17 protein-coding genes and 1 pseudogene are annotated in these 21323 nt (G+C 73.5%); 8 read left to right on the top strand and 10 right to left on the bottom strand.

Annotated features, from left to right (window positions below; translation table 11 throughout):
• Positions 1-48 precede the first annotated feature (48 nt).
• Positions 49-1260 carry an acetyl-CoA C-acetyltransferase gene (locus AC3ERT_RS14515; protein WP_335974677.1) on the bottom strand — a complete coding sequence of 404 codons (1212 nt, stop codon included), beginning with the start codon at positions 1258-1260 and terminating at the stop codon, positions 49-51.
• Between the two features lie 137 nt (positions 1261-1397).
• Between AC3ERT_RS14515 and mce the strand changes: the two genes are divergently transcribed.
• From mce to AC3ERT_RS14490, 5 genes and pseudogenes are all read left to right on the top strand, one after another.
• On the top strand, positions 1398-1847 hold the full coding sequence (mce, locus tag AC3ERT_RS14510; RefSeq protein ID WP_335974682.1) for a methylmalonyl-CoA epimerase: 450 nt from the start codon (positions 1398-1400) through the stop codon (positions 1845-1847).
• Between the two features lie 241 nt (positions 1848-2088).
• Positions 2089-5646 carry a polarized growth protein Scy gene (gene scy, locus AC3ERT_RS14505; protein WP_435174410.1) on the top strand — a complete coding sequence of 1186 codons (3558 nt, stop codon included), beginning with the start codon at positions 2089-2091 and terminating at the stop codon, positions 5644-5646.
• A gap of 105 nt (positions 5647-5751) precedes the next feature.
• The gene (locus AC3ERT_RS14500) at positions 5752-6690 is read left to right on the top strand and encodes a coiled-coil domain-containing protein (protein ID WP_335974688.1); all 939 of its coding nucleotides are present in this window, start codon (positions 5752-5754) and stop codon (positions 6688-6690) included.
• Positions 6691-6791: 101 nt separating this feature from the next.
• A pseudogene (locus AC3ERT_RS14495) lies at positions 6792-7769 on the top strand (ABC transporter ATP-binding protein); the annotation flags it as partial.
• 262 nt (positions 7770-8031) lie between these two features.
• Positions 8032-8805: an ABC transporter permease gene (locus AC3ERT_RS14490; protein WP_335974691.1), complete on the top strand. Its 774-nt coding sequence runs from the start codon at positions 8032-8034 to the stop codon at positions 8803-8805.
• A 60-nt stretch (positions 8806-8865) separates the two neighbouring features.
• On the opposite strand, the gene AC3ERT_RS14485 is transcribed toward AC3ERT_RS14490, so the two are convergent.
• Positions 8866-9177 (bottom strand): ATP/GTP-binding protein, encoded by a 312-nt coding sequence (locus tag AC3ERT_RS14485; RefSeq protein ID WP_335974695.1) that lies wholly within the window; start codon positions 9175-9177, stop codon positions 8866-8868.
• Between the two features lie 218 nt (positions 9178-9395).
• Here AC3ERT_RS14485 and AC3ERT_RS14480 point away from each other — a divergent pair, with 218 nt between their 5' ends.
• Complete coding sequence (locus AC3ERT_RS14480) at positions 9396-10421, top strand: LLM class flavin-dependent oxidoreductase (protein ID WP_335974698.1); 1026 nt, start codon at positions 9396-9398, stop codon at positions 10419-10421.
• Between the two features lie 214 nt (positions 10422-10635).
• Here AC3ERT_RS14480 and AC3ERT_RS14475 read toward each other — a convergent pair whose 3' ends face one another.
• On the bottom strand, positions 10636-11028 hold the full coding sequence (locus AC3ERT_RS14475; RefSeq protein WP_335974700.1) for an SCO5389 family protein: 393 nt from the start codon (positions 11026-11028) through the stop codon (positions 10636-10638).
• A 226-nt stretch (positions 11029-11254) separates the two neighbouring features.
• On the opposite strand from AC3ERT_RS14475, the gene nucS reads away from it, so the two are divergent.
• Positions 11255-11917 (top strand): endonuclease NucS, encoded by a 663-nt coding sequence (gene nucS, locus AC3ERT_RS14470; RefSeq protein WP_335974704.1) that lies wholly within the window; start codon positions 11255-11257, stop codon positions 11915-11917.
• Between the two features lie 155 nt (positions 11918-12072).
• On the opposite strand, the gene AC3ERT_RS14465 is transcribed toward nucS, so the two are convergent.
• The 3 genes from AC3ERT_RS14465 to AC3ERT_RS14455 all read right to left on the bottom strand — a co-directional run bounded on the left by AC3ERT_RS14465 (position 12073) and on the right by AC3ERT_RS14455 (position 16969).
• Positions 12073-15354: an ATP-binding protein gene (locus tag AC3ERT_RS14465; RefSeq protein WP_435174407.1), complete on the bottom strand. Its 3282-nt coding sequence runs from the start codon at positions 15352-15354 to the stop codon at positions 12073-12075.
• Positions 15355-15667: 313 nt separating this feature from the next.
• A complete protein-coding gene (locus AC3ERT_RS14460; RefSeq protein ID WP_335974715.1) occupies positions 15668-15967 on the bottom strand; it encodes an STAS domain-containing protein in 300 nt (99 codons plus the stop codon).
• A gap of 153 nt (positions 15968-16120) precedes the next feature.
• A complete protein-coding gene (locus AC3ERT_RS14455; protein ID WP_435129149.1) occupies positions 16121-16969 on the bottom strand; it encodes a 3-hydroxyacyl-CoA dehydrogenase family protein in 849 nt (282 codons plus the stop codon).
• A 194-nt stretch (positions 16970-17163) separates the two neighbouring features.
• On the opposite strand from AC3ERT_RS14455, the gene AC3ERT_RS14450 reads away from it, so the two are divergent.
• Positions 17164-17736: a cob(I)yrinic acid a,c-diamide adenosyltransferase gene (locus AC3ERT_RS14450; protein WP_335974726.1), complete on the top strand. Its 573-nt coding sequence runs from the start codon at positions 17164-17166 to the stop codon at positions 17734-17736.
• A gap of 30 nt (positions 17737-17766) precedes the next feature.
• Here AC3ERT_RS14450 and AC3ERT_RS14445 read toward each other — a convergent pair whose 3' ends face one another.
• The 4 genes from AC3ERT_RS14445 to AC3ERT_RS14430 form a co-directional block, all read right to left on the bottom strand.
• Positions 17767-18216: a DUF2550 domain-containing protein gene (locus AC3ERT_RS14445; RefSeq protein ID WP_435129423.1), complete on the bottom strand. Its 450-nt coding sequence runs from the start codon at positions 18214-18216 to the stop codon at positions 17767-17769.
• A gap of 184 nt (positions 18217-18400) precedes the next feature.
• Positions 18401-18775 carry a F0F1 ATP synthase subunit epsilon gene (locus AC3ERT_RS14440; RefSeq protein ID WP_335974732.1) on the bottom strand — a complete coding sequence of 125 codons (375 nt, stop codon included), beginning with the start codon at positions 18773-18775 and terminating at the stop codon, positions 18401-18403.
• Between the two features lie 154 nt (positions 18776-18929).
• Positions 18930-20372 (bottom strand): F0F1 ATP synthase subunit beta, encoded by a 1443-nt coding sequence (gene atpD, locus AC3ERT_RS14435; protein WP_335974734.1) that lies wholly within the window; start codon positions 20370-20372, stop codon positions 18930-18932.
• 4 nt (positions 20373-20376) lie between these two features.
• On the bottom strand, positions 20377-21321 hold the full coding sequence (locus AC3ERT_RS14430) for a F0F1 ATP synthase subunit gamma (RefSeq protein ID WP_435129144.1): 945 nt from the start codon (positions 21319-21321) through the stop codon (positions 20377-20379).
• Positions 21322-21323: the final 2 nt, after the last annotated feature.

Here is a 21323-nt window from a genome sequence, read left to right as displayed (position 1 = left end):
CGTGCTCTCCCTCTCGACCCGGCGCGCCCCGCGGCGCCCCGTGCGACGTCAGTTGCCCGGCACCCGGATGATCAGGGCGTCGCCCTGCCCGCCGCCGCCGCACAGGGCCGCCGCACCGGTGCCGCCGCCGCGCCGCTTCAGTTCGAGTGCCAGGTGCAGCACGATACGGGCGCCGGACATGCCGATGGGGTGGCCCAGCGCGATCGCGCCGCCGTTGACGTTCACCTTTTCCGGTGTCACGCCCAGGTCCTTCATGGACTGCACGGCCACGGCGGCGAACGCTTCGTTGATCTCGATGAGGTCGAGGTCGGCGACGGTCAGCCCGGCCTTGCCGAGGGCGTGCTCGATCGCGTGGGAGGGCTGGGACTGGAGCGAGTTGTCCGGCCCCGCCACGTTGCCGTGCGCGCCGATCTCCGCGATCCAGGGCAGCCCCAGCTCCTCGGCCCTGGCGCGGCTCATCACGACGACCGCGGCGGCCCCGTCGGAGATCTGCGAGGAGGTGCCGGCGGTGATGGTGCCGGCCCCGTCGGCGCCGGCGAAGGCGGGCCGCAGCCGGCTCAGCGACTCCGCGGTGGTCTCCGGGCGGATGCCCTCGTCCTGCGAGAAGACCACCGGCTCGCCCTTGCGCTGCGGGATCTCCACCGGGGTGATCTCCGCGTCGAACAGGCCGTTCTTCCGGGCGGCCGCGGCCCGCTGGTGCGACAGCGCGGCGAACTCGTCCTGCGGGGCGCGCTCGATGCCCAGCCGGGTGTTGTGCCGCTCGGTGGAGGCGCCCATCGCGATCTCGTCGTAGGCGTCGGTCAGCCCGTCGTACGCCATGGAGTCGAGCATCTCGATCGCGCCGTACTTGTGGCCCTCGCGGGACTTGGGCAGCAGGTGCGGCGCGTTGGTCATCGACTCCTGGCCGCCGGCCACCACGACGTCGAACTCGCCGGCCCGGATCAGCTGGTCGGCCAGCGCGATCGCGTCCAGGCCCGACAGGCACACCTTGTTCACCGTGAGCGCGGGCACGCTCATCGGGATGCCGCCCTTGACCGCCGCCTGCCGGGCCGGGATCTGGCCGGCGCCGGCCTGGAGCACCTGCCCCATGATCACGTACTCGACCTGGTCGCCGGCGATGCCGGCCCGGTCCAGCGCGGCCTTGATCGCGATGCCGCCGAGCTCCGCGCCGGAGAAGGCGCGCAGGCTGCCGAGCAGCCGCCCCATCGGGGTGCGGGCGCCGGCGACGATCACGGAGGTGCGGGCTTCCTGACTGCTCATGGTGCGGCCCCTTCGACAGAAGAGAGGTTAACGAGGGTTACCGTCAATGTACTGAGCGGTAGCCTCCGGGTCACGAGGCGGAACGTGTGATGGCGCGCACGTTGCGTGACCATGCGCGCGTACGGTCAACTGGTCGCATGCTGACGCGCATCGACCACATCGGGATCGCCTGTTTCGACCTGGACGCGACCGTCGAGTTCTACCGTGCCACCTATGGCTTCGAGGTGGAGCACACCGAGGTCAACGAGGAGCAGGGCGTTCGCGAGGCCATGATCAGGATCAGTGGGACGGACGACGGAGGGGCCTCCTACCTGCAACTGCTGGAGCCGACCCGGGAGGATTCCGCGGTCGGGAAGTGGCTGGCGAAGAACGGCGAGGGCGTGCACCACATCGCCTTCGGCACCGACGACGTCGACACCGACTCCGAGGCCGTCCGCGACAAGGGCGTCCGCGTGCTCTACAAGGAGCCGCGGCACGGCACCTCCGGCTCGCGGATCACCTTCCTGCACCCGAAGGACTGCCACGGGGTCCTCACCGAGCTGGTCACCTCTGCCCCGGGCACCCCCGCGGCCCACGACGAGCACTAGCGATCCCGCCTGCGGACCGCCGAACAGGCCCGAGACCACTGACCCAACCCCGGTGCCGCCCGGTAGAGTGACCGGAGGCCGACCGGGGTGGGCGGCCGGGAGCACGCTCCTGGGTACGCTCCCGCTCCGCGACGCTGATCTGACACCATTCTCCGTACGGCTCCGTTCTTTCGAAACGGAGCTGCGGAGAATCTCACCCGGTTGGCGGGTGAGGACGCCAGGAGACCGATGGGACCGCGGAGTGCGGGGCAACGACAGCTACCGGGCTGACGACCAGCTCTCTCGACTCGACGCCGAGATGGACCGGCTGCGTACCGAGCGCGGCAAGGCCGTCGATCACGCCGACGACCTCGGCTACCAGGTCGAGGTGCTGCGCGCCAAGCTGCACGAGGCGCGCCGCAACCTCGCCTCCCGTCCCGCCTACGACAACATCGGCCACCAGGCCGACCAGCTGCTGCGCAACGCCCAGATCCAGGCCGACCAGCTGCGGGCCGACGCCGAGCGGGAGCTGCGCGAGGCCCGCGCCCAGACCCAGCGGCTGCTCCAGGAGCAGGCCGAGCACCAGGCGCGGTTCGAGTCCGACTGGCACGCCGAGGCGATCGCCCGCCGCCGCCAGCTCGACGAGGAGCTGGCCGAGCGGCGCGCCACCGTCGAGACCCACGTCAACGAGAACGTGGCCTGGGCCGAGCAGCTGCGCGCCCGCAGCGAGTCGCAGGCCCGGCGGCTGATGGACGAGACCCGCGCGGAGGCCGAGGCGGCCCTTTCCGCCGCCCGCGCGGAGGCCGCCCGGATCACCGAGCAGACCGCCCAGCGGCTGGCCGGGGAGGCCGAGACGGCCCGCGCCGAGGCCGAGCAGCTGCTGCGCCGGGCGCGCGCGGACGCCGAGCGGCTGGTGGCCGGCGCCACCGCGCAGGCCGCCGAGGCGGCCAGCGAGGCCGAGCAGTTGCGCACCACCTCCCGCAGCGAGTCCGACGAGGCGCGCTCGCGCGCCACCGAGCTGTCCCGGCTCGCCGACGAGCGGGCCCGCAGCGCCGAGGAGACGCTGCGGCAGGCCCGCGCCGAGGCCGAGAAGCTGCGCGAGGAGGCCGCGGCAGGGGCCGCGAAGCGGCTGGCGGCCACCGAGACGGAGAACGAGCAGCGCACCAAGACCGCGCGCGCCGAGATCGCCCGCATGGTCGCCGAGGCCACCAAGGAAGCCGAGGCGGCCAAGGCGGAGGCCGAGCAGACCATCGCCGACGCCCGCGCCGAGGCCGACCGGATCAGGACCGAGACGCAGGAGAGCGCCCGCGCCAAGGCCACCGAGGACGCGGCCGCGCAGCTCGCCCAGGCGGCCCGGTCCGCCGAGGAGATCCTCACCAAGGCATCGGAGGACGCCCGCTCCGCCACGAAGGCCGCCGCCGAGGAGGCCGAGCGCATCCGGCGCGAGGCCGACGCGGAGGCCGAGCGGCTGCGGGCCGAGGCGGAGGCGTCCGCGCAGGAGCTGCGCGGCGCCGCGCAGGACGACACCGAGGAGTACCGCGCCAGGACCGTCGAGCTCCAGGAGGAGGCCCGGCGGCTGCGCGGCGAGGCCGAGCAGCTGCGGGCCGACGCGGTCGCCGAGGGCGAGCGCATCCGCGGCGAGGCGCGGCGCGAGGCGGTCGGACAGATCGAGGAGGCGGCGAGCAAGGCCGAGGAGCTGCTCGCCAAGGCCAAGGCCGACGGCGACGAGGTGCGCCAGAGCGCGGCCACCGAGGCCGACCGGATGCGCACCGAGTCCGTGGAGCGGGCCTCGGCGCTGAACGCCAAGGCCGAGGAGGCGCTGCGGCAGGCCCGCGAGGAGGCCGAGGAGCTGCACGCGGAGTCGGTCCGCCAGGCCGAGGCGGCCAGGGCGGCGGCCGAGCAGACCCTCGCCGACGCCCGTACCGAGGCCGAGGCGGCCGCGGCCCGGCTGCACGCGGAGGCCGAGGAGGACCTGACCCGGCTGCGCACGGAGGCCGAGGCGCGGGTGGCCGCGGCCGAGGAGGCGCTGCGCGAGGCGGCGGCGGAGGCCGACCGGCTGCGCGCGGAGGCCGCCGAGGAGGCCGAGCGGCTGCGGGCGGAGACCGCCGAGCGGGTGCGCGCGCTCCAGGAGCAGGCCGAGGCGGAGGCGGTGCGCCTGCGCGACGAGGCGGCCTCGGACGCGGCGCAGACCCGCGCGGAGGGCGAGTCCGTCGCCGTACGCCTGCAGGCCGACGCGGCCGCCGACGCCGAGCAGCGCAGGACCGAGGCGCAGGAGACCGCGGACCGGCTGCGCGCGGAGGCCGCGGCCGCGGCCGAGCGGATCGGGGTGGAGGCCGCCGAGGCGCTGAGCGCCGCGCAGGAGGAGGCGGCCCGCCGCCGCAGGGAGGCCGAGGAGGTGCTGGGCGCTGCCCGCACCGAGGCCGAGCAGGAGCGCACCCAGGCCCGCCGGGAGAGCGAGGAGTTGCTCGCCGCGGCCCGCAAGCGGGTGGAGGACGCCGGTACCGAGGCGGACCGGCTGGTCGCCGAGGCGGAGCAGCGGGCCGCGGAGCTGGTGGGTGCGGCCGAGAGCACCGCGCAGCAGGTGCGCGACTCGGTCGCGGGGCTGCGGCAGGAGGCCGAGGAGGAGATCGCCGGGCTGCGGTCGGCCGCGGAGCACGCCGCGCAGCGGCTGCGGGCCGAGGCGCAGGGCGAGGCGGACCGGCTGCACGCCGACGCCAACTCCGAGCGGGAGCGCGCCGGTGAGGACGCCGCACGGGTGCGCCGGGAGGCGAACGAGGAGGCCGACGCGGCCCGCGCGCTGGCCGAACGCACCGTCGGCGAGGCGATCGAGGAGGCCGACCGGCTGCGGTCGGAGGCCCGCGGTGACGCGAACCGGATGCGCACCGACGCGGCGAACCAGGCCGACCAGCTGGTCGGCAAGGCCCGGGAGGAGGCCGAACGCCTCGGCGCCCAGGCCCGGGAGGCGCTGGCGAGCGCCGAGCAGAACGCCGAGGACTCGCGTGCGCAGGCGCAGCGGGTGCTGGACGAGGCGCGCGAGGCGGCGAACAAGCGGCGCAGCGAAGCCGCCGAGCAGGCCGACGAGTTGATCGGCAAGGCGCAGGCGGAGGCGGTCAAGACGCAGGCCGCGGCGGAGCAGCATGCCGACGCGATGGTGGGCGCCGCCCGCGGCGAGGCGGAGCGGATCGTCGCCGACGCCACCAACGAGGGCAACGCGATGGTGGAGCGGGCCCGTACCGACGCCGATAACCTGTTGGCCGAGGCGCGCAACGACGCCACCAACACCCGTAACCGCACCGCCGAGTTGCGGCAGCGGGTGGAGTCCGAGGTGGAGGAGCTGCACGAGCGGGCCCGCAAGGAGGCCGCCGAGGCCATGAAGGTGGTCGGGGAGCGCGTCGACAAGCTGGTGGCCGCCGCGACCGAGCAGTTGGGGGAAGCGGAAGCGAAGGCCGCCGAGATCAAGAGCACCGCGACGTCCGAGGCGAGCAAGGTGCGGATCGCCGCGGTGAAGAAGGTCGAGGGCCTGCTCAAGGAGGCGGAGGCGAAGAAGGCCGCGGCCGAACGCGAGGCGGAGCGGGTCAGGAGCGAGGCCCGTGCCGAGGCCGAGCGGATCGTGTCCGAGGGCAGACGAGAGCTGGAAGTCCTGGTGCGCCGCCGGGAGGACATCAACGCGGAGATCTCCCGTGTCCAGGACGTGCTGGAGGCGTTGGAGTCGTTCGAGGCACCCGGCAGCGGGGGCGGCAAGAACGCGGTCGCGGCCGGCGCGGGCATTCCCGCCACCCGTACCGGCGGCAAGCGTGCCGACGAGGCGCCACTCGATTGAGCGGACATTCTCCATACCGAATACGCAATGGCCCGGTGACACGCCGCCGCGGCCCCTAGGATTCCCCCTATCACCTCACCGGTCTGAATCATCGACAGGAACCCCATGAGCGACACTTCCTCCCCCTTCGGCTTCGAGCTCGTGCGTCGCGGATACGACCGCGGACAGGTGGACGACCGCATCACCAAACTCGTCGCCGACCGCGACAGCGCGCTGACCCGCATCACCGCGCTGGAGAAGCGCATCGAGGAGCTGCACCTCGAAACCCAGAACGCCCAGGCCCAGGTCACCGACTCCGAGCCGTCCTACGCGGGCCTCGGTGCCCGGGTCGAGAAGATCCTCCGCCTCGCCGAGGAGGAGGCGAAGGACCTGCGCGAGGAGGCCCGGCGCGCGGCCGAGCAGCACCGCGAGCTGGCCGAGTCGGCCGCCGCCCAGGTCCGCAGCGACGCCGAGTCGTTCGCCGCCGACCGCAAGGCCAAGGCGGAGGACGAGGGCGCGCGGATCGTCGACAAGGCCAAGGGCGACGCGACGCAGCTGCGCGCGGACGCCCAGAAGGACGCCTCGGCCAAGCGCGAGGAGGCCGACGCGCTGTTCGAGGAGACCCGCGCGAAGGCCGCCCAGGCCGCCGCGGACTTCGAGACCAACCTCGCCAAGCGCCGTGAGCAGTCCGAGCGGGACCTGGCGTCCCGTCAGGCGAAGGCGGAGAAGCGGCTGGCGGAGATCGAGCACCGCGCGGAGCAGCTGCGGCTGGAGGCCGAGAAGCTGCGCACCGACGCGGAGCGCCGGGCCCGCCAGACGGTGGAGACCGCGCAGCGCCAGTCCGAGGACATCGTCGCGGACGCGAACGCCAAGGCCGACCGGATTCGCAGCGAGTCCGAGCGCGAGCTGGCGGCGCTCACCAACCGCCGCGACAGCATCAACGCCCAGCTGACCAACGTCCGCGAGATGCTGGCGACGCTGACGGGTGCCGCGGTCGCCGCGGCGGGCTCCCCCGCCGACGACGAGCCGGTCTCCCGTGGCGTTCCGGCGCAGCAGTCCCGCTGACCTGCGGTTCTACCTGCCGACAGCGGTCGGCGGCCTGTTTTTCCACAACCCCCGCCCTCTCCTCGGGCGGGGGTTGTGCGTTCTGAAGTAGCCTCGGGCGCATGATTGAGTTGCAGGGGCTCACCAAGCGGTACGGGGACAAGACCGCAGTCGACCATCTGACCTTCACCGTGCGCCCCGGCGTGGTGACGGGCTTCCTCGGGCCGAACGGCGCGGGCAAGTCCACGACGATGCGCATGATGCTCGGGCTGGACAACCCCACCAGCGGCGACGTCCGTATCGACGGCAAGCACTACGCGCAGCTCAGCGAGCCGCTGAAGTACATCGGCGCGCTGCTGGACGCCAAGGCGATCCACGGCGGCCGCACCGCGTACAACCACCTGCTGTGCATGGCGCAGTCCAACCGCATCCCCCGGCACCGGGTGGACGAGGTGCTGGAGACGGTCGGGCTGAGCGCGGTGGCCAGGAAGCGGTCCAAGGGCTTCTCGCTCGGCATGGGCCAGCGGCTGGGCATCGCCGGGGCGCTGCTGGGCGATCCGGAGATCCTGATGTTCGACGAGCCGGTCAACGGACTGGACCCGGAGGGCATCCACTGGATCAGGAACCTGATGAAGGGTCTGGCCGCCCAGGGCCGCACCGTCTTCGTCTCCAGCCACCTGATGAGCGAGATGGCGCTGACCGCGGACCATCTGATCGTCATCGGCCGCGGGCGGTTGATGGCGGACACCTCGATGTCGGACTTCATCGAGAAGAACTCGCGGTCGTACGTGCGGCTGCGCACCCCGCAGCGGGAGCAGTTGCGGGACCTGCTGAGCAGGAGCGGGCAGACCGCGGTCGAGACGGCCGACGGCGCGTTCGAGATCGCGGACGGCGACGCGGCCGCGCTCGGCGAGCTCGCGGCGAAGCACCAGTTGGTGCTGCACGAACTCAGCCCGCAGCGGGCGTCGTTGGAGGAAGCCTTCATGCAGCTCACCGCGGAGTCGGTGGAGTACCACGCGCACGGGCAGGTGGGCGCGCCCCCGCCCGGCGGGCCCGGGGCGCCGGTGCCCGGCGCGGGTCCGGGGCAGCAGCCCGGGGCGCCCGCGGGCCAGCCGCCGTACGCCGGCTCGCCCTACGGCGGCTCGCCGTACGGCCAGTCCCCTTACGGCCAGTCCCCGTACGCGCCCGGCCAGGGCGCACCGCAGGGGCAGGGCGCACCGCAGGGGCAGGGGTGGCAGGCGCCCGGGCAGGGCGGGCAGGCGGCGCCGCCGCAGGCTCCTCCGCAGGCGCCACCGGCACCTCCAGGCGCCCCGGAGTGGGGCGCGCAGTGGCGTGACCAGGGCAAGAAGAAGGGTCGCTGACATGGCTTCCACCTCCGCGGTCCTCCAGTCCGAGTGGACCAAGATCCGTTCGGTGCGCTCCACCGTGTGGACCCTCGCGCTGGCCTTCCTGGTCACCCTCGCGCTGGGCGCGATCATCAGCGCGGTCTTCAACAGCCAGTGGAGCTCGATGTCCATGTCGGACCGGGCCACCTTCGACCCCACGAACACCAGCTTCTTCGGCATGACCCTCGGCCAGCTCGCGCTGATCGTCTTCGGGGTGCTGGTGATGTCCAGCGAGTACAGCACCGGCATGATCCGCACCTCGCTCGCCGCGGTGCCGCAGCGCGGCCACTTCTACGCCTCGAAGGTCGCGGTCGCCGGTGTGCTCGCCCTGGTCGTCGGCATGGTGACCAGCTTCCTGACGTTCTTCGTCGGGCAGGCGCTGCTCGGCTCGCACAGCGCCTCGATCAGCGACCACGGAGTGCTGCGCGCGGTCTTCGGCGCCGGCCTGTACATGACGCTGATCGTGCTGTTCTGCGTCGGCGCCGCGGCCATGCTGCGCAGCCCGATGCTGGGCCTGGGCATCCTGATGCCGTTCTTCTTCCTGGTCTCGCCGATCCTGAGCGCGGTGCCGAAGGTCAAGTCGGTGGCCCGCTACTTCCCCGACCAGGCCGGCCAGAAGATCATGCAGGTGGTGCCGGGCGACGGCGACCACACCTCGTACGGCCCGTGGGGCGGCATCCTCATCATGGCGCTGTGGGTGGTCGCGGTGCTCATCGGCGGCTACGCGGTGCTCAAGAACCGCGACGCCTGAGGCCGGTCCGGTCCGCCCGGGACCTGCCCCGGCTCCTTCGGGCCGAGGCGGGCCGACGGCTCAGTAGCGCGGCGCGTTACGGGACCGCTGCACCTTGCTGGTGCGGCGGTCCCGCGCGTTCCAGCAGGCGCGGTGCCAGTGCCGCCGGTCGTCCACGCCGTTGTACTCGCGCCAGGCCACCACATGGCCGACGCCGGGCGGGATCTCCTGGTCGCAGCCGGGGCAGCGGTAGTGCTTCGCCGAGGCGCTGCCGGCGATCGGCCGCACCACCCACTCCTCGCCCTGCCACTGCTCGGTCCGGCCACTGCCCAGGCCGGGTTCCCACTGCTGGGCGGACTCCCGCTGGTAGGGGCGGTTACGTCGCGGCGACACGGGACACCTCGCGCTCTGCCCGGCCGGAACCCGGGCTGCACTGGCTCGACAGCGGACCGGTCCGAGCCGCCGGAGGGGACGGACCGTTCCCACCAGGTTACGCGTACGCACAAGGACCGGCCGAACACCCCACACGCTGCCGAAAATCATGAAAACTCCCGCACCAGGCCGTGCCTTTGGCACGTGCCAGGCGTTGGACGGGGAAAAGGGGGTGCGTGATGCGGATCGGGACGTTCGTCCTCGCGGCCCAGTTCCCCGGTCAGGGACAGGGCGAGGCGCTGGGCCGGGCGATATCCACGGCCGACGCGGCGGAGGCCGCCGGACTGGACGCGGTGTGGCTCGCCGAACACCACTTCGTGCCGTACGGGGTCTGCCCGTCGGCGGTCACCCTGGCCGGGCTCATGCTCGGCCGCACCTCCCGGATCGGGGTCGGCACCGCGGTGAGCGTGCTGCCCAACGTGCACCCCGTCGCCCTCGGCGAGCAGGCCGCGCTGCTGCACCTCGCCTCCGGCGGCCGCTTCACCCTCGGTGTCGGCCGCGGCGGCCCCTGGGTGGACCTGGAGGTCTTCGGCGCCGGGCTGGACGCCTTCGAGACCGGCTTCCCGGAATCACTCGATCTGCTGATGCGCTGGCTGCGCGAACCAGCCGTCGGGGCCCGCGGCACCCGCTACGCCTTCCCCGAAGTGGCCGTGGTGCCGCGGCCGGACGAACTCGACGGGCAGCCGGGCCCCCCGGTGGTCGTGGCCTGCACCTCCCCCGGGACCGTGCGCGAGGCCGCCCGCCGCTGCCTGCCGATGCTGCTGGGCATGCACTGCGGCGACGACGACAAGGCCGCGATGGTCGCGATGTGGCAGCAGTCCGCCCGCGAGGCCGGGCACCCGCCCGAGGCGGTCTCGGCCGCCGGCCATGTCTCCGCGGGTGTGGTGCAGGTCGCCGACAGCCGCGCGGACGCCGTGGAGACGCTGGCCAAGGCAATGCCCGGCTGGCTGCGCGAGGGCCTGGCCGCGCACCGCACCTACGACGGCAGCCCCCGCCGGATGCGCGACCCGCACGGCTACACCGAACTCCTCTGCGACCTGCACCCGGTGGGCCCGCCCCGGCTCTGCGCCGACCGGCTCGCCGCCACCGCGGAACGCACCGGCATCACCCGCTTCGCACTGCTCGCCGAGGGCTCCGGGGACCTCGCCGCCACCATGGAGAACATCGCCCGGCTGGGCGGCGAGGTGCTCCCGGAACTGTCCTGATCCGGTGTGGACCGCCCCGCACCGCCGCACGCCTGGTTGTGCGCGGCACCGTTGATCGGTTACGGGTGGCTGCCGATCAACGACGGAGCGTACACCGCCGACCTGCCCCACCGGCGGTGCACCGGCCGCGACCAGGCGCCTCGCCCCGGCGCGGGACCGCCCGCCGCCCGGCCCCGCGAACGGGTCGGCCGGCGCGGGCGGCGCGGCGGACGCCTCAGCAGTCCCGCAGCTCCGGCGACTGGTTGAGCACCTGCGACCGCAGCGAGGTGAACTCGGCGTGGCTGCGCTCCACCGCCGGGTCCAGCGGGAAGACCGCCACCCGGTGGCAGTTCTGGAAGGCCAGCCGCACCCCGAAGTGCCGCTGGAGCGCGCCGCGTATCGCGTCACTGGCCAGCGCGCGCAGCAGCTGGCCGCGCTCCTTCTCACTCGGCGGCGGCACCTGATTGTCGGCGAACTCCCCACCGTCGACCTTCAGTTGCGCCACCAGCGAGCTGATCATCTCCCACGCGTAAGGGAGGGACGTCCGGACGCAGTCGACGAACTCTCGCTCGTCGACCTCGCCTCGCTCGGCCTGTTCGAGAAGGGCCGGTGAGACGTCGAGCGACATGGGTACTCCTCTCGTGACCACGCGTCCGGCGGGACGGGGGTCTGCGGGCACCGCGCACGGCCGTAACCGCCGTGCGGGAGGACATGTTGCCCGGAGGCCGCCCAAGCTGTGCGGGTCGGCCCCGGCACGTCAACCGTAGGCGTCACCTGCGCGGCCGCACCAGGCGGCGGCACCCACAACCGGCCAATTTTCCGGGCGGGGCCGGGGTCGGATAGCGTTGCGCACCATGCGCCTCGTGATCGCCCGCTGCTCCGTGGACTACGCCGGCCGGCTGTCCGCCCATCTCCCGTCCGCCACACGGCTGTTGCTCATCAAAGCCGACGGCAGCCTCTCCGTGCACGCGGACGACCGCGCCTACAAGCCGCTCAACTGGATGTCCCCGCCCTGCTCGCTCAAGGAGGGCGACGACGGGGTGTGGACGGTCACCAACAAGGCCGGCGAGCAGCTGATCATCACGATCGAGGAGATCCTGCACGACTCGTCGCACGAGTTGGGGGTCGACCCGGGGCTCATCAAGGACGGCGTCGAGGCGCACTTGCAGGAGTTGCTGGCGGACCGGATGGAGGTGCTCGGCGCCGGCTGGAGCCTGATCCGCCGCGAGTACCCCACGCCCATCGGCCCGGTGGACATCCTCTGCCGGGACGGCGCCGGCGCCACCGTGGCGATCGAGATCAAGCGGCGCGGGGAGATCGACGGGGTGGAGCAGCTCACGCGCTACCTCGAACTGCTCAACCGCGACACCCGGATCGCGCCCGTGAAGGGCGTGTTCGCCGCGCAGGAGATCAAGCCGCAGGCGAGGGTGCTCGCCACCGACCGCGGGATCGACTGCGTCGTGCTGGACTACGACGCCCTGCGCGGCATCCAGGACGACAAGCTCCGCCTGTTCTGATGTGAGGGTGGGGGTGCGGGACCGCTCGGGCTGCCCCGTCTGTCGGTTCCCGGACCGTCCGCCGGTGATGGGCTGGTCGCTCCGTTCTCCCCCAGAGCTTCGCCTGGGCGGTGCCCCCACGCGCCCCTTTGAGAACCGTGCGTACGCTTGCTCGCCTACGGGGCGGGGGAATCGGCGGTGGCCGAGGGCGTGGGGGTGTCCGCCACGGGCGAGGAGGGTGCGCTGGCGGTACGGGTGGTGGTGGCGTCACCGGCCGCGGGCGGGGATGTCGTCGCGGTCGTCGGCGGCGTGGTGGTGGGCGTCGTGGGCGGAGTCGTCGGCGCCGTGGTCGACGGGCTGGGGGTCGAGGTCTTCGTCGGCTTACCGCCGCCCCCGCCGCTGCTGCCACTCCCCGCATGGGTGGGGCTGGTGGTGGTCGAAGGGGTGGTCGGCGGGGTGGTGGGGGGTTCGGCCGTGGGGCTGGTGGTGCCCGCGGCAGCGGTGGACGTGGTGGAGGGCGACGGGGAGGCGCTGGAGGCCGTGGTGGAGGGCGCGGCCGTCGTCGTGTCCTGAGCGGGCTCCGAGGACTGCGGCGGGTCCTCCTGGACGGACTCGATCGGCTTGACCTGGTTGTCCGGGTGGCTGTCGCCGCTGCCCGAGGTGGCGCCGAGGGTGACGATCGTGCCGACCACGGCGGCGATCAGGACCCCGGTGCCCGCGGCCACGAGATTGCGGCGGGACCCGGCCGCCGCGAGCTTGCGCACTCCCGGCCCGGCCGGGGCGGCGGCGGGGACCGCGGCGGGCACGGGCCTGCTGATCAGCACCGGCGGCGCCGGCGGCGCCAGTTCGGGCAGCGTGAGCGTCCCGTCGGCGGCCGGCTGCGGCACGGCCACCGGGGCCAGCACCTCCGTCGCGTCCTCGGCGCCGATCAGGTCGGTGACGAGCGCGAGCGTACGGCGGCCGACGACCGTGCCCTGCCGGTCGGCCAGCGCCGAGCGCAGCGCGATGGACGCCTCCAGGTCGGCGCGGGCCCGCTGGAGGTTGCCGCCGCACAGCGCGAGGACACCCAGTTCGTGCAGGAAGTACGCCTCCTCGGCGACCTCGCCCGACAGCCGCGCGGCCTCCTGGCCGACCCGCAACGCTCGTTCCCAGGCGCCCCAGTGCAGCGCGGCGGCGAACGCGGGCGCGACCGTACGGGCCAGCAGCACCGCGGCGCTCGCGTGCCCGCCGTCACGGCAAGCCGTCATCGCCGCGAGGATCGCCTCGGACTCGGCGGTGGCCCGCTCGGGGGTGACCGAGGGGTGCCCGGTCCACCAGGCGTAGTGCAGCGCCGCGGTGTGCGCCTGGACGTCGGACAGCTCGCCGTCGACCGACAGGCTCGGGGCGAGCTGCGCCACGACCCCGGCCGCCAGCCGGAAGTGCGCGGCGACCGGCACCGCGAGCCCCACCGACGTCAACTCGCCGAGCGCCGCGTCCCCGTGGGTGTCGCCGACCAGCGCGGGCAGGTGCGAGGGGTGCGGGCACTCGCCGTCGAGCGCGACCGCGAAGGCCAGCGCCTCCCGGGCGGCCTCGCTCAGCCGCGACGCCAGCAGGTCCGCGGGGGCGGCGCTCTGCGCGAGCGAGGGCAGCGGGACCCGCGCGGGCCGCGCGCCCGCCGCGGACGGGTCGGCCGCGGGCGCGCCCTTCCGCCAGACCGAGTCGTCCCACTCCCCCGCCTCGGGCTCCTCCACGGCCGTCCGCAGCACGTCGCGCTGCCGCAGCAGCGCGCCCGCCTGCACGAAGCGCAGCGGCAGCCCCTCGGACTCGAACCACAGGTCGGCCGCCCACGCCACCTCGTCGTCGGCCAGCGGCCGTCCGGCGGCCAGGTGCAGCAGGTCGAGGCTGGCGGCGCGGCTGAGCCCGGCGAGGAGGACCTCCTCGACCCCGGACTCGGCGGCGGGTGCGGGCACGTCGGGCGTGGCGGCGGTCAGGAAGGCGCACTCGGGGGCCGCGGCGAGCAGCTCCTCCAGCGCGGCGCCGCCGAACTCCAGGTCGTCCACGACAACCACGGCGCCGACCTCGCGCAGCAGCCCGGGCAGTTCGGCGCGGCCGGGCCGGTAGCCGTCCCCGGCGTAGACGACGCTGTACAGGTCCTGGAGGACGTCGCCGACGGTGCGGTGGTAGCCGGACAGCCACAGCACGCCGTCGGGCGCGAGGTCGCCGCAGGCGTTGGCCACGGACTCCAGCAGGGCGGTGCGGCCGGCTCCGGACGAGCCGGTGACGCGTATGGAGCGGCCGCGGGCCAGCAGCCGGATCACCCGCTCCCGCTCCTCGTCACGCTCCAGCAGCGGCAGTTCGGGGCCGGGCGGGCCGGGCGGCGGGGTGGGCCGGGCGCCGGCGGTGCGCGCGCCGAGCTCGGCCTTGCCGCGGCGCACCGGCACCCGCGCCTCCTCCGGCGGGCAGGCGACGACCTCGGTGCCGTCCACGTGGTTGATGGTGAGCAGGTAGTCCGCGGCCACCACCCGCTCGACCTTGCTGCTCGGGCCGCTGCTGCCGACCATGTCGGGCGCGAGCGGGTCCCGGGCGGGCCGGGTCGTGCGCGGTACGGGCGCGGTCGCGTCGAACAGCGAGGGGGTACTGCTCGGGCGCAGCGCGGGCAGCCGGTCGTCGGACCCGCCGCTGCCGCTGCCGCTGACCGCGCCGGCGGCGAACCCGTCGAAGCTGCCGCCCTGGCGCGCGGAGCGGCCGAAGGCGTCGGACGTGCCGAAGGCGTCGAAATCGTCGGACGGGTCGGAGCTGCCGGAGCTGCCGGAGCTGTGCGCGGCGCCGCTCAGGTCGCGGTCCGCGGGTGCCAGTCCGCCCGGCCCGCTCATGTCCCCGCCGAAGGGGATGAGGCCCGTGCCGGGCTCGCCCTGCCCCTCGGGGGCGTACGGCGCCACGGCACCGAAGTCCCCGCCCGAGCCGACGCCGACCACCGGCCCGACCCCGACCACCGGCCCGACTGCCGTATCGGCGTCGGCCGCGCCGACCTCGCCACCCGAGCCGGCCGCACTACTCGTGTCGGCCGCGCCGCTCGGCTCCTGGCCGTCGGTGCGGTCCGGGGTGGGGCGGCGATTGCCGAACGCGTCGAAGCTCGCGGCGCCCTCGAGCCGCGCGACGGCACCCGCACCGGCGGCGAGCCCGAGGCCGTCGTCCGCCTCGTCGACCGGTGCCTGCGGGACGGCCCCCGGCCCGGCGAGGGCACCGGAACCGTCGAAGCCGTCGGGGTTGTCAGAACCGTTCCCGCCGTGGGGACGCGCCTCGGGGCGGCGCCGGTCGGACCGGCCGAGCGGTCGCGGCGCACCGGCGGCGAACGCGTCGAACGCCCCGGCGGGCCGCTGACCGGCAGCGGAGCCGGGGCCGTGGGGCCGCGGCGCGGAGCCGTGTGCGCCGTCGCCGTCCGGGCCCTCGACGGGCTCGAAGCGCTCGGTATCATCCATGTCGTACGCCCCCAAGGTGCGTCACGGGCGGGGGCCGCCACGGGCTGCCGCGGGTCCGCGCATACGGACCGCCGCCCGGTTTCCCCTCTGCGGCGTGCGCGGTGGCACGCCTCCTGGCCATCGATGCGCAAACTCTAAAGGTTCGCACACCGCCGTTGAAGTGCCGGGGTGCCCCACCGGGGAAAAGCGGGGAACTCCCGGGGGGTACCGGCGGAAAACCGGGGAACAGCGCCGTTCGTCCGCTTTGCCCGGCCGATGCCGGCCGCTCGGCCCCCCGGCCGCTCGGCCCCCGCCTGCTCGGCTCCCGGCCGCGCTACTTCTCCGCCTCGATCGCGAGAATCCGGTGCAGCCGGGTGGCGACCAGCAGCCGCTGCATCTGCGGGGGCACCCCGCGCAGCACCAGCCGGCGGCCACCGCGACCGGCCCGGCGGTGGGCGCCCATGATCACGCCGAGGCCGGTCGCGTCCCACGAGTCGAGTTCGGTGAGGTCCAGCACCAGGTCGCCCTGCCCCGCGTCGAGCGCGGTGTGCAGGGCGGTACGGGCGTCCGCGGCGCTGCGCACGTCGAGGCGCCCCCCGACGACCAGCTCGGCGTGGTCGCCCCTGATGTGCATAGTCACTCTCCCCGTGCGGTGGTCGGACGACGCCCTGCGCGCGGCGCGAACGCGTCGGTCCGTCAGTCCTCACACAACTGACGGTCCGTTGCATACAGAAGTTGCCAGCTGTGAGCGAACCGATACCGAATTCACTCCTCCGAGTGAATTCCGTTAGTGCGTGTAGAACCCTTGCCCGCTCTTGCGGCCCAGATCACCCGCGTCCACCATCCGCCGCATCGACTCCGGCGGGGCGAACTTCTCGTCCTTGGACTCGCTGTAGACGGTGTCGAAGGCGTGCAGCAGGATGTCCACGCCGGTCAGGTCGGCGGTGGCGAGCGGGCCCATGGCGTGGCCGAAGCCGAGCTTGCACGCGATGTCGATGTCCTCCGCGGAGGCGACCCCGGACTCGTGCAGCCTGACCGCCTCCACCACCAGCGCGGCGATCAGCCGGGTGGTGACGAAGCCCGCCACGTCGCGGTTGACCACGATGCAGGTCTTGCCGACGCCCTCGGCGAACTCCCGGGCCCGGGCGAGCGTCTCGTCGCTGGTCTTGTGGCCGCGGACCAGTTCGCACAGCCCCATGAGCGGCACCGGCGAGAAGAAGTGCGTGCCGACGACGCGTTCGGGGTGCTGCGTGGCCGCGGCGATCTTCGTGATCGGGATCGCGGAGGTGTTGGAGGCGAGCACCGTGTCCTCGCCGACCAGCCGGTCCAGGGTGCGGAAGACGTCCCGCTTGACGTCGACGTCCTCGAACGCGGCCTCCACCACGAAGTCCGCGTCGGCGGCCGCGTCGAGGTCGGTGGTCGTGGTGATCCGGGCGAGCGCCGCCTCGGCGTCGTCCGCGGCCAGCCGGCCCTTCGCCACGAACTTCTCGTAGGACGCGGCGATCGCGCTCCGGCCGCGGGCCAGCGCCTCGTCGGTCACGTCGCGCAGCACCACCTCGTAGCCCGCCTGCGCGGACACCTGCGCGATACCGGCGCCCATCAGTCCTGCTCCGACGACGGCGAGCTTCTTCGGCACGGCACACACCTCTCCGTTGGGGTATCTGGCCGGACCCTAACGCCCCTTCAGCACCCGCCGCAGCACCATGTCGGCCGCGTCACCCTGTGTCCTTGGTCGCACAGTTGACGTCCCGGGACGCCACTGCGACGCCGCCGCGGGCGCGGGCGCGGCACCGTGGGCGGCCGCCCACGGCAGGCCCTACGCTCGTCGGCATGGTCAACCTCACCCGTATCTACACCCGTACCGGCGACGACGGCAGCACAGCGCTCGGCGACATGAGCCGCACCGCCAAGACCGACACCAGGATCGGCGCGTATGCCGACGCCAACGAGGCCAACGCGGTGCTCGGCGTGGCGCTCGCGCTCGGCGACCTGGCCGAGCCGGTGGCCGCCGTCGTGACGCGGGTCCAGAACGAGCTCTTCGACGTGGGCGCGGACCTGGCCACCCCGGTGGTGCCGGACCCGAAGTACCCGCCGCTGCGGGTGGAGCAGCCCTACGTGGACCGGCTGGAGGCCGACTGCGACCGCTTCCTCGCGGGCCTGGACAAGCTGCGCAGCTTCATCCTGCCCGGCGGCACCCCCGGCGCGGCGCTGCTGCACCAGGCCACCACGGTGGTCCGCCGCGCGGAGCGCTCCACGTGGGCGGCGCTGGCGGAGTACGGCGACACGATGAACCCGCTCACCGCGACCTATCTCAACCGGCTCTCGGACTTGCTGTTCATCCTCGCCAGGACCGCCAACGTCGCGCGCGGCGACGTGCTGTGGGTGCCGGGCGGCGACCGCTGAGGGGACGGCGGCCGGGAGCGGGGAAAACCGTCAGGCGACGTTGACCCGCTGGCCGGGCGGGGCCGCCTCCAGCCAGGCGAGGAAGCCGGTCAGCGCGTCGTCGCTCATCGCCAGCTCCAGCGCGGTGCCGCGGTGCACGCAGCACAGCACCACCGCGTCGGACAGCAGCGCCAGTTCCTCGGAGCCCTGCGGCTCGCGGCGGCCGGTGACCTCGATCGCGGGCCGCTCCAGCACCCGGCGCGGCCGCACCGCGTACGAGAAGACCCGGAACCACTCGACCCGGTCACCGCTGTAGCGGGCCACCCCGTAGACCCAGCCCTTGCCGGCCGCGGAGTCGCCCTCGCCGGTCGGAACCGTGCGCAGCGAGCAGTCGAAGGTGCCGCCGGGGCGCTGGATGAGGCGGCGGCGCAGGCCGAAGAGGAAGAGGCCGAGCAGCGCTGCCACCAGGACGGCGCCACCCACTTCGAAAGCGAGGATCACGTCCATCGACCTCCTCGCCTCACCATGGTTGCCGCCCTTGCTGCGTGCGGTGCCGCGGTCCGCCCTTGCGGGCGTTCCGCGGCACCGTGGGTCCTGCCGGGTCCTGCGTGGTCCTGCTTGTGGGTGCTGCTGTGTGGGTCCTGCTGCCGTCGTACTCGGGGTACGCCGTGCGGGACTACGTCGTTCAGTGTGCGCCCGCCGCGGCGGCGAGCCGCACCTCCGCCCGCCGCTCGGCCGCGGCGTCGGACTCGGACTTCGAGCGCTGGAGCGCCCGCTCGGCCCGGTCGACGTCGATCTCCTCGGCGAGTTCGGCGATCTCCGCGAGGACGGAGAGCTTGTTGTCCGCGAACGAGATGAACCCGCCGTGCACGGCGGCGACGACGGTGCCGCCCTCGCTGGTCCTGATGGTGATCGGACCGGACTGGAGCACCCCGAGCACCGGCTCGTGGTTGGCCATGATGCCGATGTCACCCGACTTGGTACGGGCGACGACCAGGTTGGCCTCGCCGGACCAGACGTTGCGGTCCGCGGCGACCAGCTCGACGTGAAGATCGGCCAAGACGGCTCCTCGGGTTGGCACCCACCGCCTGCGGAGGATGCATAGGACACAGAATAAGGGGTGCGACCGGAAGGCCGGTCCGGGGACCCCGTACGGAGTCCCGCGGACCGCCCCCCCGGCCGCGTGGGCCTGGCGGCCCGGGTGGTGCGAGGCGTCAGCTCACGCCGAGCTTCTTGGCGTTGGCCTTGAGGTCGTCCAGGCCACCGCACATGAAGAACGCCTGCTCCGGGAAGTGGTCGAACTCACCGTCGGCGATCGCGTTGAACGCCGTGATCGACTCGTCCAGGGACACGTCCGAGCCGTCCACACCGGTGAACTGCTTCGCCGCGTGGGTGTTCTGCGACAGGAAGCGCTCGATCCGGCGGGCCCGGAAGACGGTGAGCTTGTCCTCCTCGCCCAGCTCGTCGATGCCGAGGATGGAGATGATGTCCTGGAGGTCCTTGTACTTCTGCAGGATTCCCTTGACGCGGGAGGCGCACTCGTAGTGCTCCTGCGTGATGTAGCGCGGGTCCAGGATGCGCGAGGTGGAGTCCAGCGGGTCCACCGCGGGGTAGATGCCCTTCTCCGAGATCGGCCGGGAGAGCACGGTCGTCGCGTCGAGGTGCGCGAAGGTCGTGGCCGGGGCCGGGTCGGTCAGGTCGTCCGCGGGGACGTAGATCGCCTGCATCGAGGTGATCGAGTGGCCGCGGGTCGAGGTGATCCGCTCCTGGAGCAGACCCATCTCGTCGGCGAGGTTCGGCTGGTAGCCCACCGCGGAGGGCATCCGGCCGAGCAGCGTGGAGACCTCGGAACCGGCCTGGGTGAACCGGAAGATGTTGTCGATGAAGAACAGCACGTCCTGGTTCTGCACATCGCGGAAGTACTCCGCCATGGTCAGGCCGGCCAGGGCGACGCGCAGCCGGGTGCCCGGCGGCTCGTCCATCTGGCCGAAGACGAGGGCGGTCTGCGGGAGCACGCCGGACTCGGCCATCTCCTCGATCAGGTCGTTGCCCTCACGGGTGCGCTCGCCGACGCCGGCGAAGACGGAAACGCCCTCGTGCAGCTTGGCCACACGCATGATCATTTCCTGGATGAGCACGGTCTTGCCGACGCCCGCGCCGCCGAACAGGCCGATCTTGCCGCCCTTGACGTACGGGGTGAGCAGGTCGACGACCTTCAGGCCGGTCTCGAACATCTCGGTCTTCGACTCGAGGTCGTCGAACTTCGGCGCCTTGCGGTGGATCGCCCAGCGCTCGGTGACCTCGGACTCGGCCTCCGGCTCGTTGAGGATCTGGCCGAGGGTGTTGAAGACGCGGCCCTTGGTGACGTCGCCGACCGGCACGGTGATGCCGTCGCCGGTGTTGGTCACCGGGGCCTGGCGGACCAGGCCGTCGGTGGGCTGCATGGAGATGGCGCGGACCAGGCCGTCGCCCAGGTGCTGCGCGACCTCGAGGGTCAGCGTCTTGGTGGCGCCGTCCGCGGCCGGGTCGATCACGTCGACGTGCAGCGCGTTGTAGATCTCCGGCATGGCGTCGACGGGGAACTCCACGTCGACGACCGGGCCGATGACCCGCGCCACGCGCCCGGTGGCCGTGGTGGTTTCAACAGTGGTGGTCATGTGGTCAGTCACTCCCCGCGCTAGCGTCGGCGAGGGCGCTCGCGCCACCGACGATCTCGCTGATTTCCTGGGTGATGTCGGCCTGTCGGGCCGCGTTGGCAAGCCGCGTGAGCGACTTGATGAGGTCTTCCGCGTTGTCGGTCGCGGACTTCATCGCCCGGCGGCGGGCCGCGTGCTCGGAAGCGGCGGCCTGGAGCAGCGCGTTGTAGATCCGGCTCTCGACGTACCGCGGCAGCAGCGCGTCCAGCACGCCTTCCGCGGACGGCTCGAACTCGAACAGCGGCAGGGCCTCGCCCTTCTTGTGCTGCACGTCGTCGCCGTCGTCGCCGGCCGCGGCGGAGCCCGCCGCGCCGTCGAGGGTCAGCGGCAGCAGCCGCTTGGCCACCGGGTTCTGCGTCATCATCGAGACGAACTCGGTGAAGACGATGTGCAGCTCGTCCACCCCGCCCTCGGCCGTGTCCGTCAGCAGCGCCTCGATCAGGGGCGCCGCGACGGCCTTGGCGTCGGAGTACTGCGGGCTGTCGGAGAAGCCGGTCCAGGACTCCACGACCGGGCGCTCACGGAAGCTGTAGTACGCCACCGCCTTGCGCCCGATGACATAGGACTCCACCGACTTGCCCTGGGCGCTCAGCTGCTCGCCGAGGCGCTCCGCGGCCTTGATCGCGTTGGAGGAGTACCCGCCGGCCAGACCGCGGTCACTGGTCACGACCAGTACCGCGGCCCGGGTCGGGTGCTCCGCCTCGGTGGTCAGCGGGTGCTTGGTGTTGGAGCCGGTCGCGACCGCGGTCACCGCGCGGGTCAGCTCGTCCGCGTACGGGGACGAGGCCGCCACCTGGCGCTGGGCCTTGATGATCCGCGAGGCCGCGATCATCTCCATCGCCTTGGTGATCTTCTTGGTGGCGGAGACGGACCTGATCCGGCGCTTGTAGACCCGAATCTGTGCGCCCATGC

The organism is Actinacidiphila sp. bgisy145, from assembly GCF_057708125.1.
This window is presented reverse-complemented; position numbering and strand designations above follow the sequence as displayed.

Excerpts from the sequence above, each read along its gene's own strand:
- AC3ERT_RS14515 (WP_335974677.1), bottom strand. The coding sequence starts at position 1,260 with ATGAGCAGTCAGGAAGCCCGCACCTCCGTGATCGTCGCCGGCGCCCGC.
- mce (WP_335974682.1), top strand. The coding sequence starts at position 1,398 with ATGCTGACGCGCATCGACCACATCGGGATCGCCTGTTTCGACCTGGAC.
- AC3ERT_RS14500 (WP_335974688.1), top strand. The coding sequence starts at position 5,752 with ATGAGCGACACTTCCTCCCCCTTCGGCTTCGAGCTCGTGCGTCGCGGA.
- AC3ERT_RS14490 (WP_335974691.1), top strand. The coding sequence starts at position 8,032 with ATGGCTTCCACCTCCGCGGTCCTCCAGTCCGAGTGGACCAAGATCCGT.
- AC3ERT_RS14480 (WP_335974698.1), top strand. The coding sequence starts at position 9,396 with ATGCGGATCGGGACGTTCGTCCTCGCGGCCCAGTTCCCCGGTCAGGGA.
- AC3ERT_RS14475 (WP_335974700.1), bottom strand. The coding sequence starts at position 11,028 with ATGTCGCTCGACGTCTCACCGGCCCTTCTCGAACAGGCCGAGCGAGGC.
- nucS (WP_335974704.1), top strand. The coding sequence starts at position 11,255 with ATGCGCCTCGTGATCGCCCGCTGCTCCGTGGACTACGCCGGCCGGCTG.
- AC3ERT_RS14465 (WP_435174407.1), bottom strand. The coding sequence starts at position 15,354 with ATGGATGATACCGAGCGCTTCGAGCCCGTCGAGGGCCCGGACGGCGAC.
- AC3ERT_RS14460 (WP_335974715.1), bottom strand. The coding sequence starts at position 15,967 with ATGCACATCAGGGGCGACCACGCCGAGCTGGTCGTCGGGGGGCGCCTC.
- AC3ERT_RS14450 (WP_335974726.1), top strand. The coding sequence starts at position 17,164 with ATGGTCAACCTCACCCGTATCTACACCCGTACCGGCGACGACGGCAGC.
- atpD (WP_335974734.1), bottom strand. The coding sequence starts at position 20,372 with ATGACCACCACTGTTGAAACCACCACGGCCACCGGGCGCGTGGCGCGG.
- AC3ERT_RS14430 (WP_435129144.1), bottom strand. The coding sequence starts at position 21,321 with ATGGGCGCACAGATTCGGGTCTACAAGCGCCGGATCAGGTCCGTCTCC.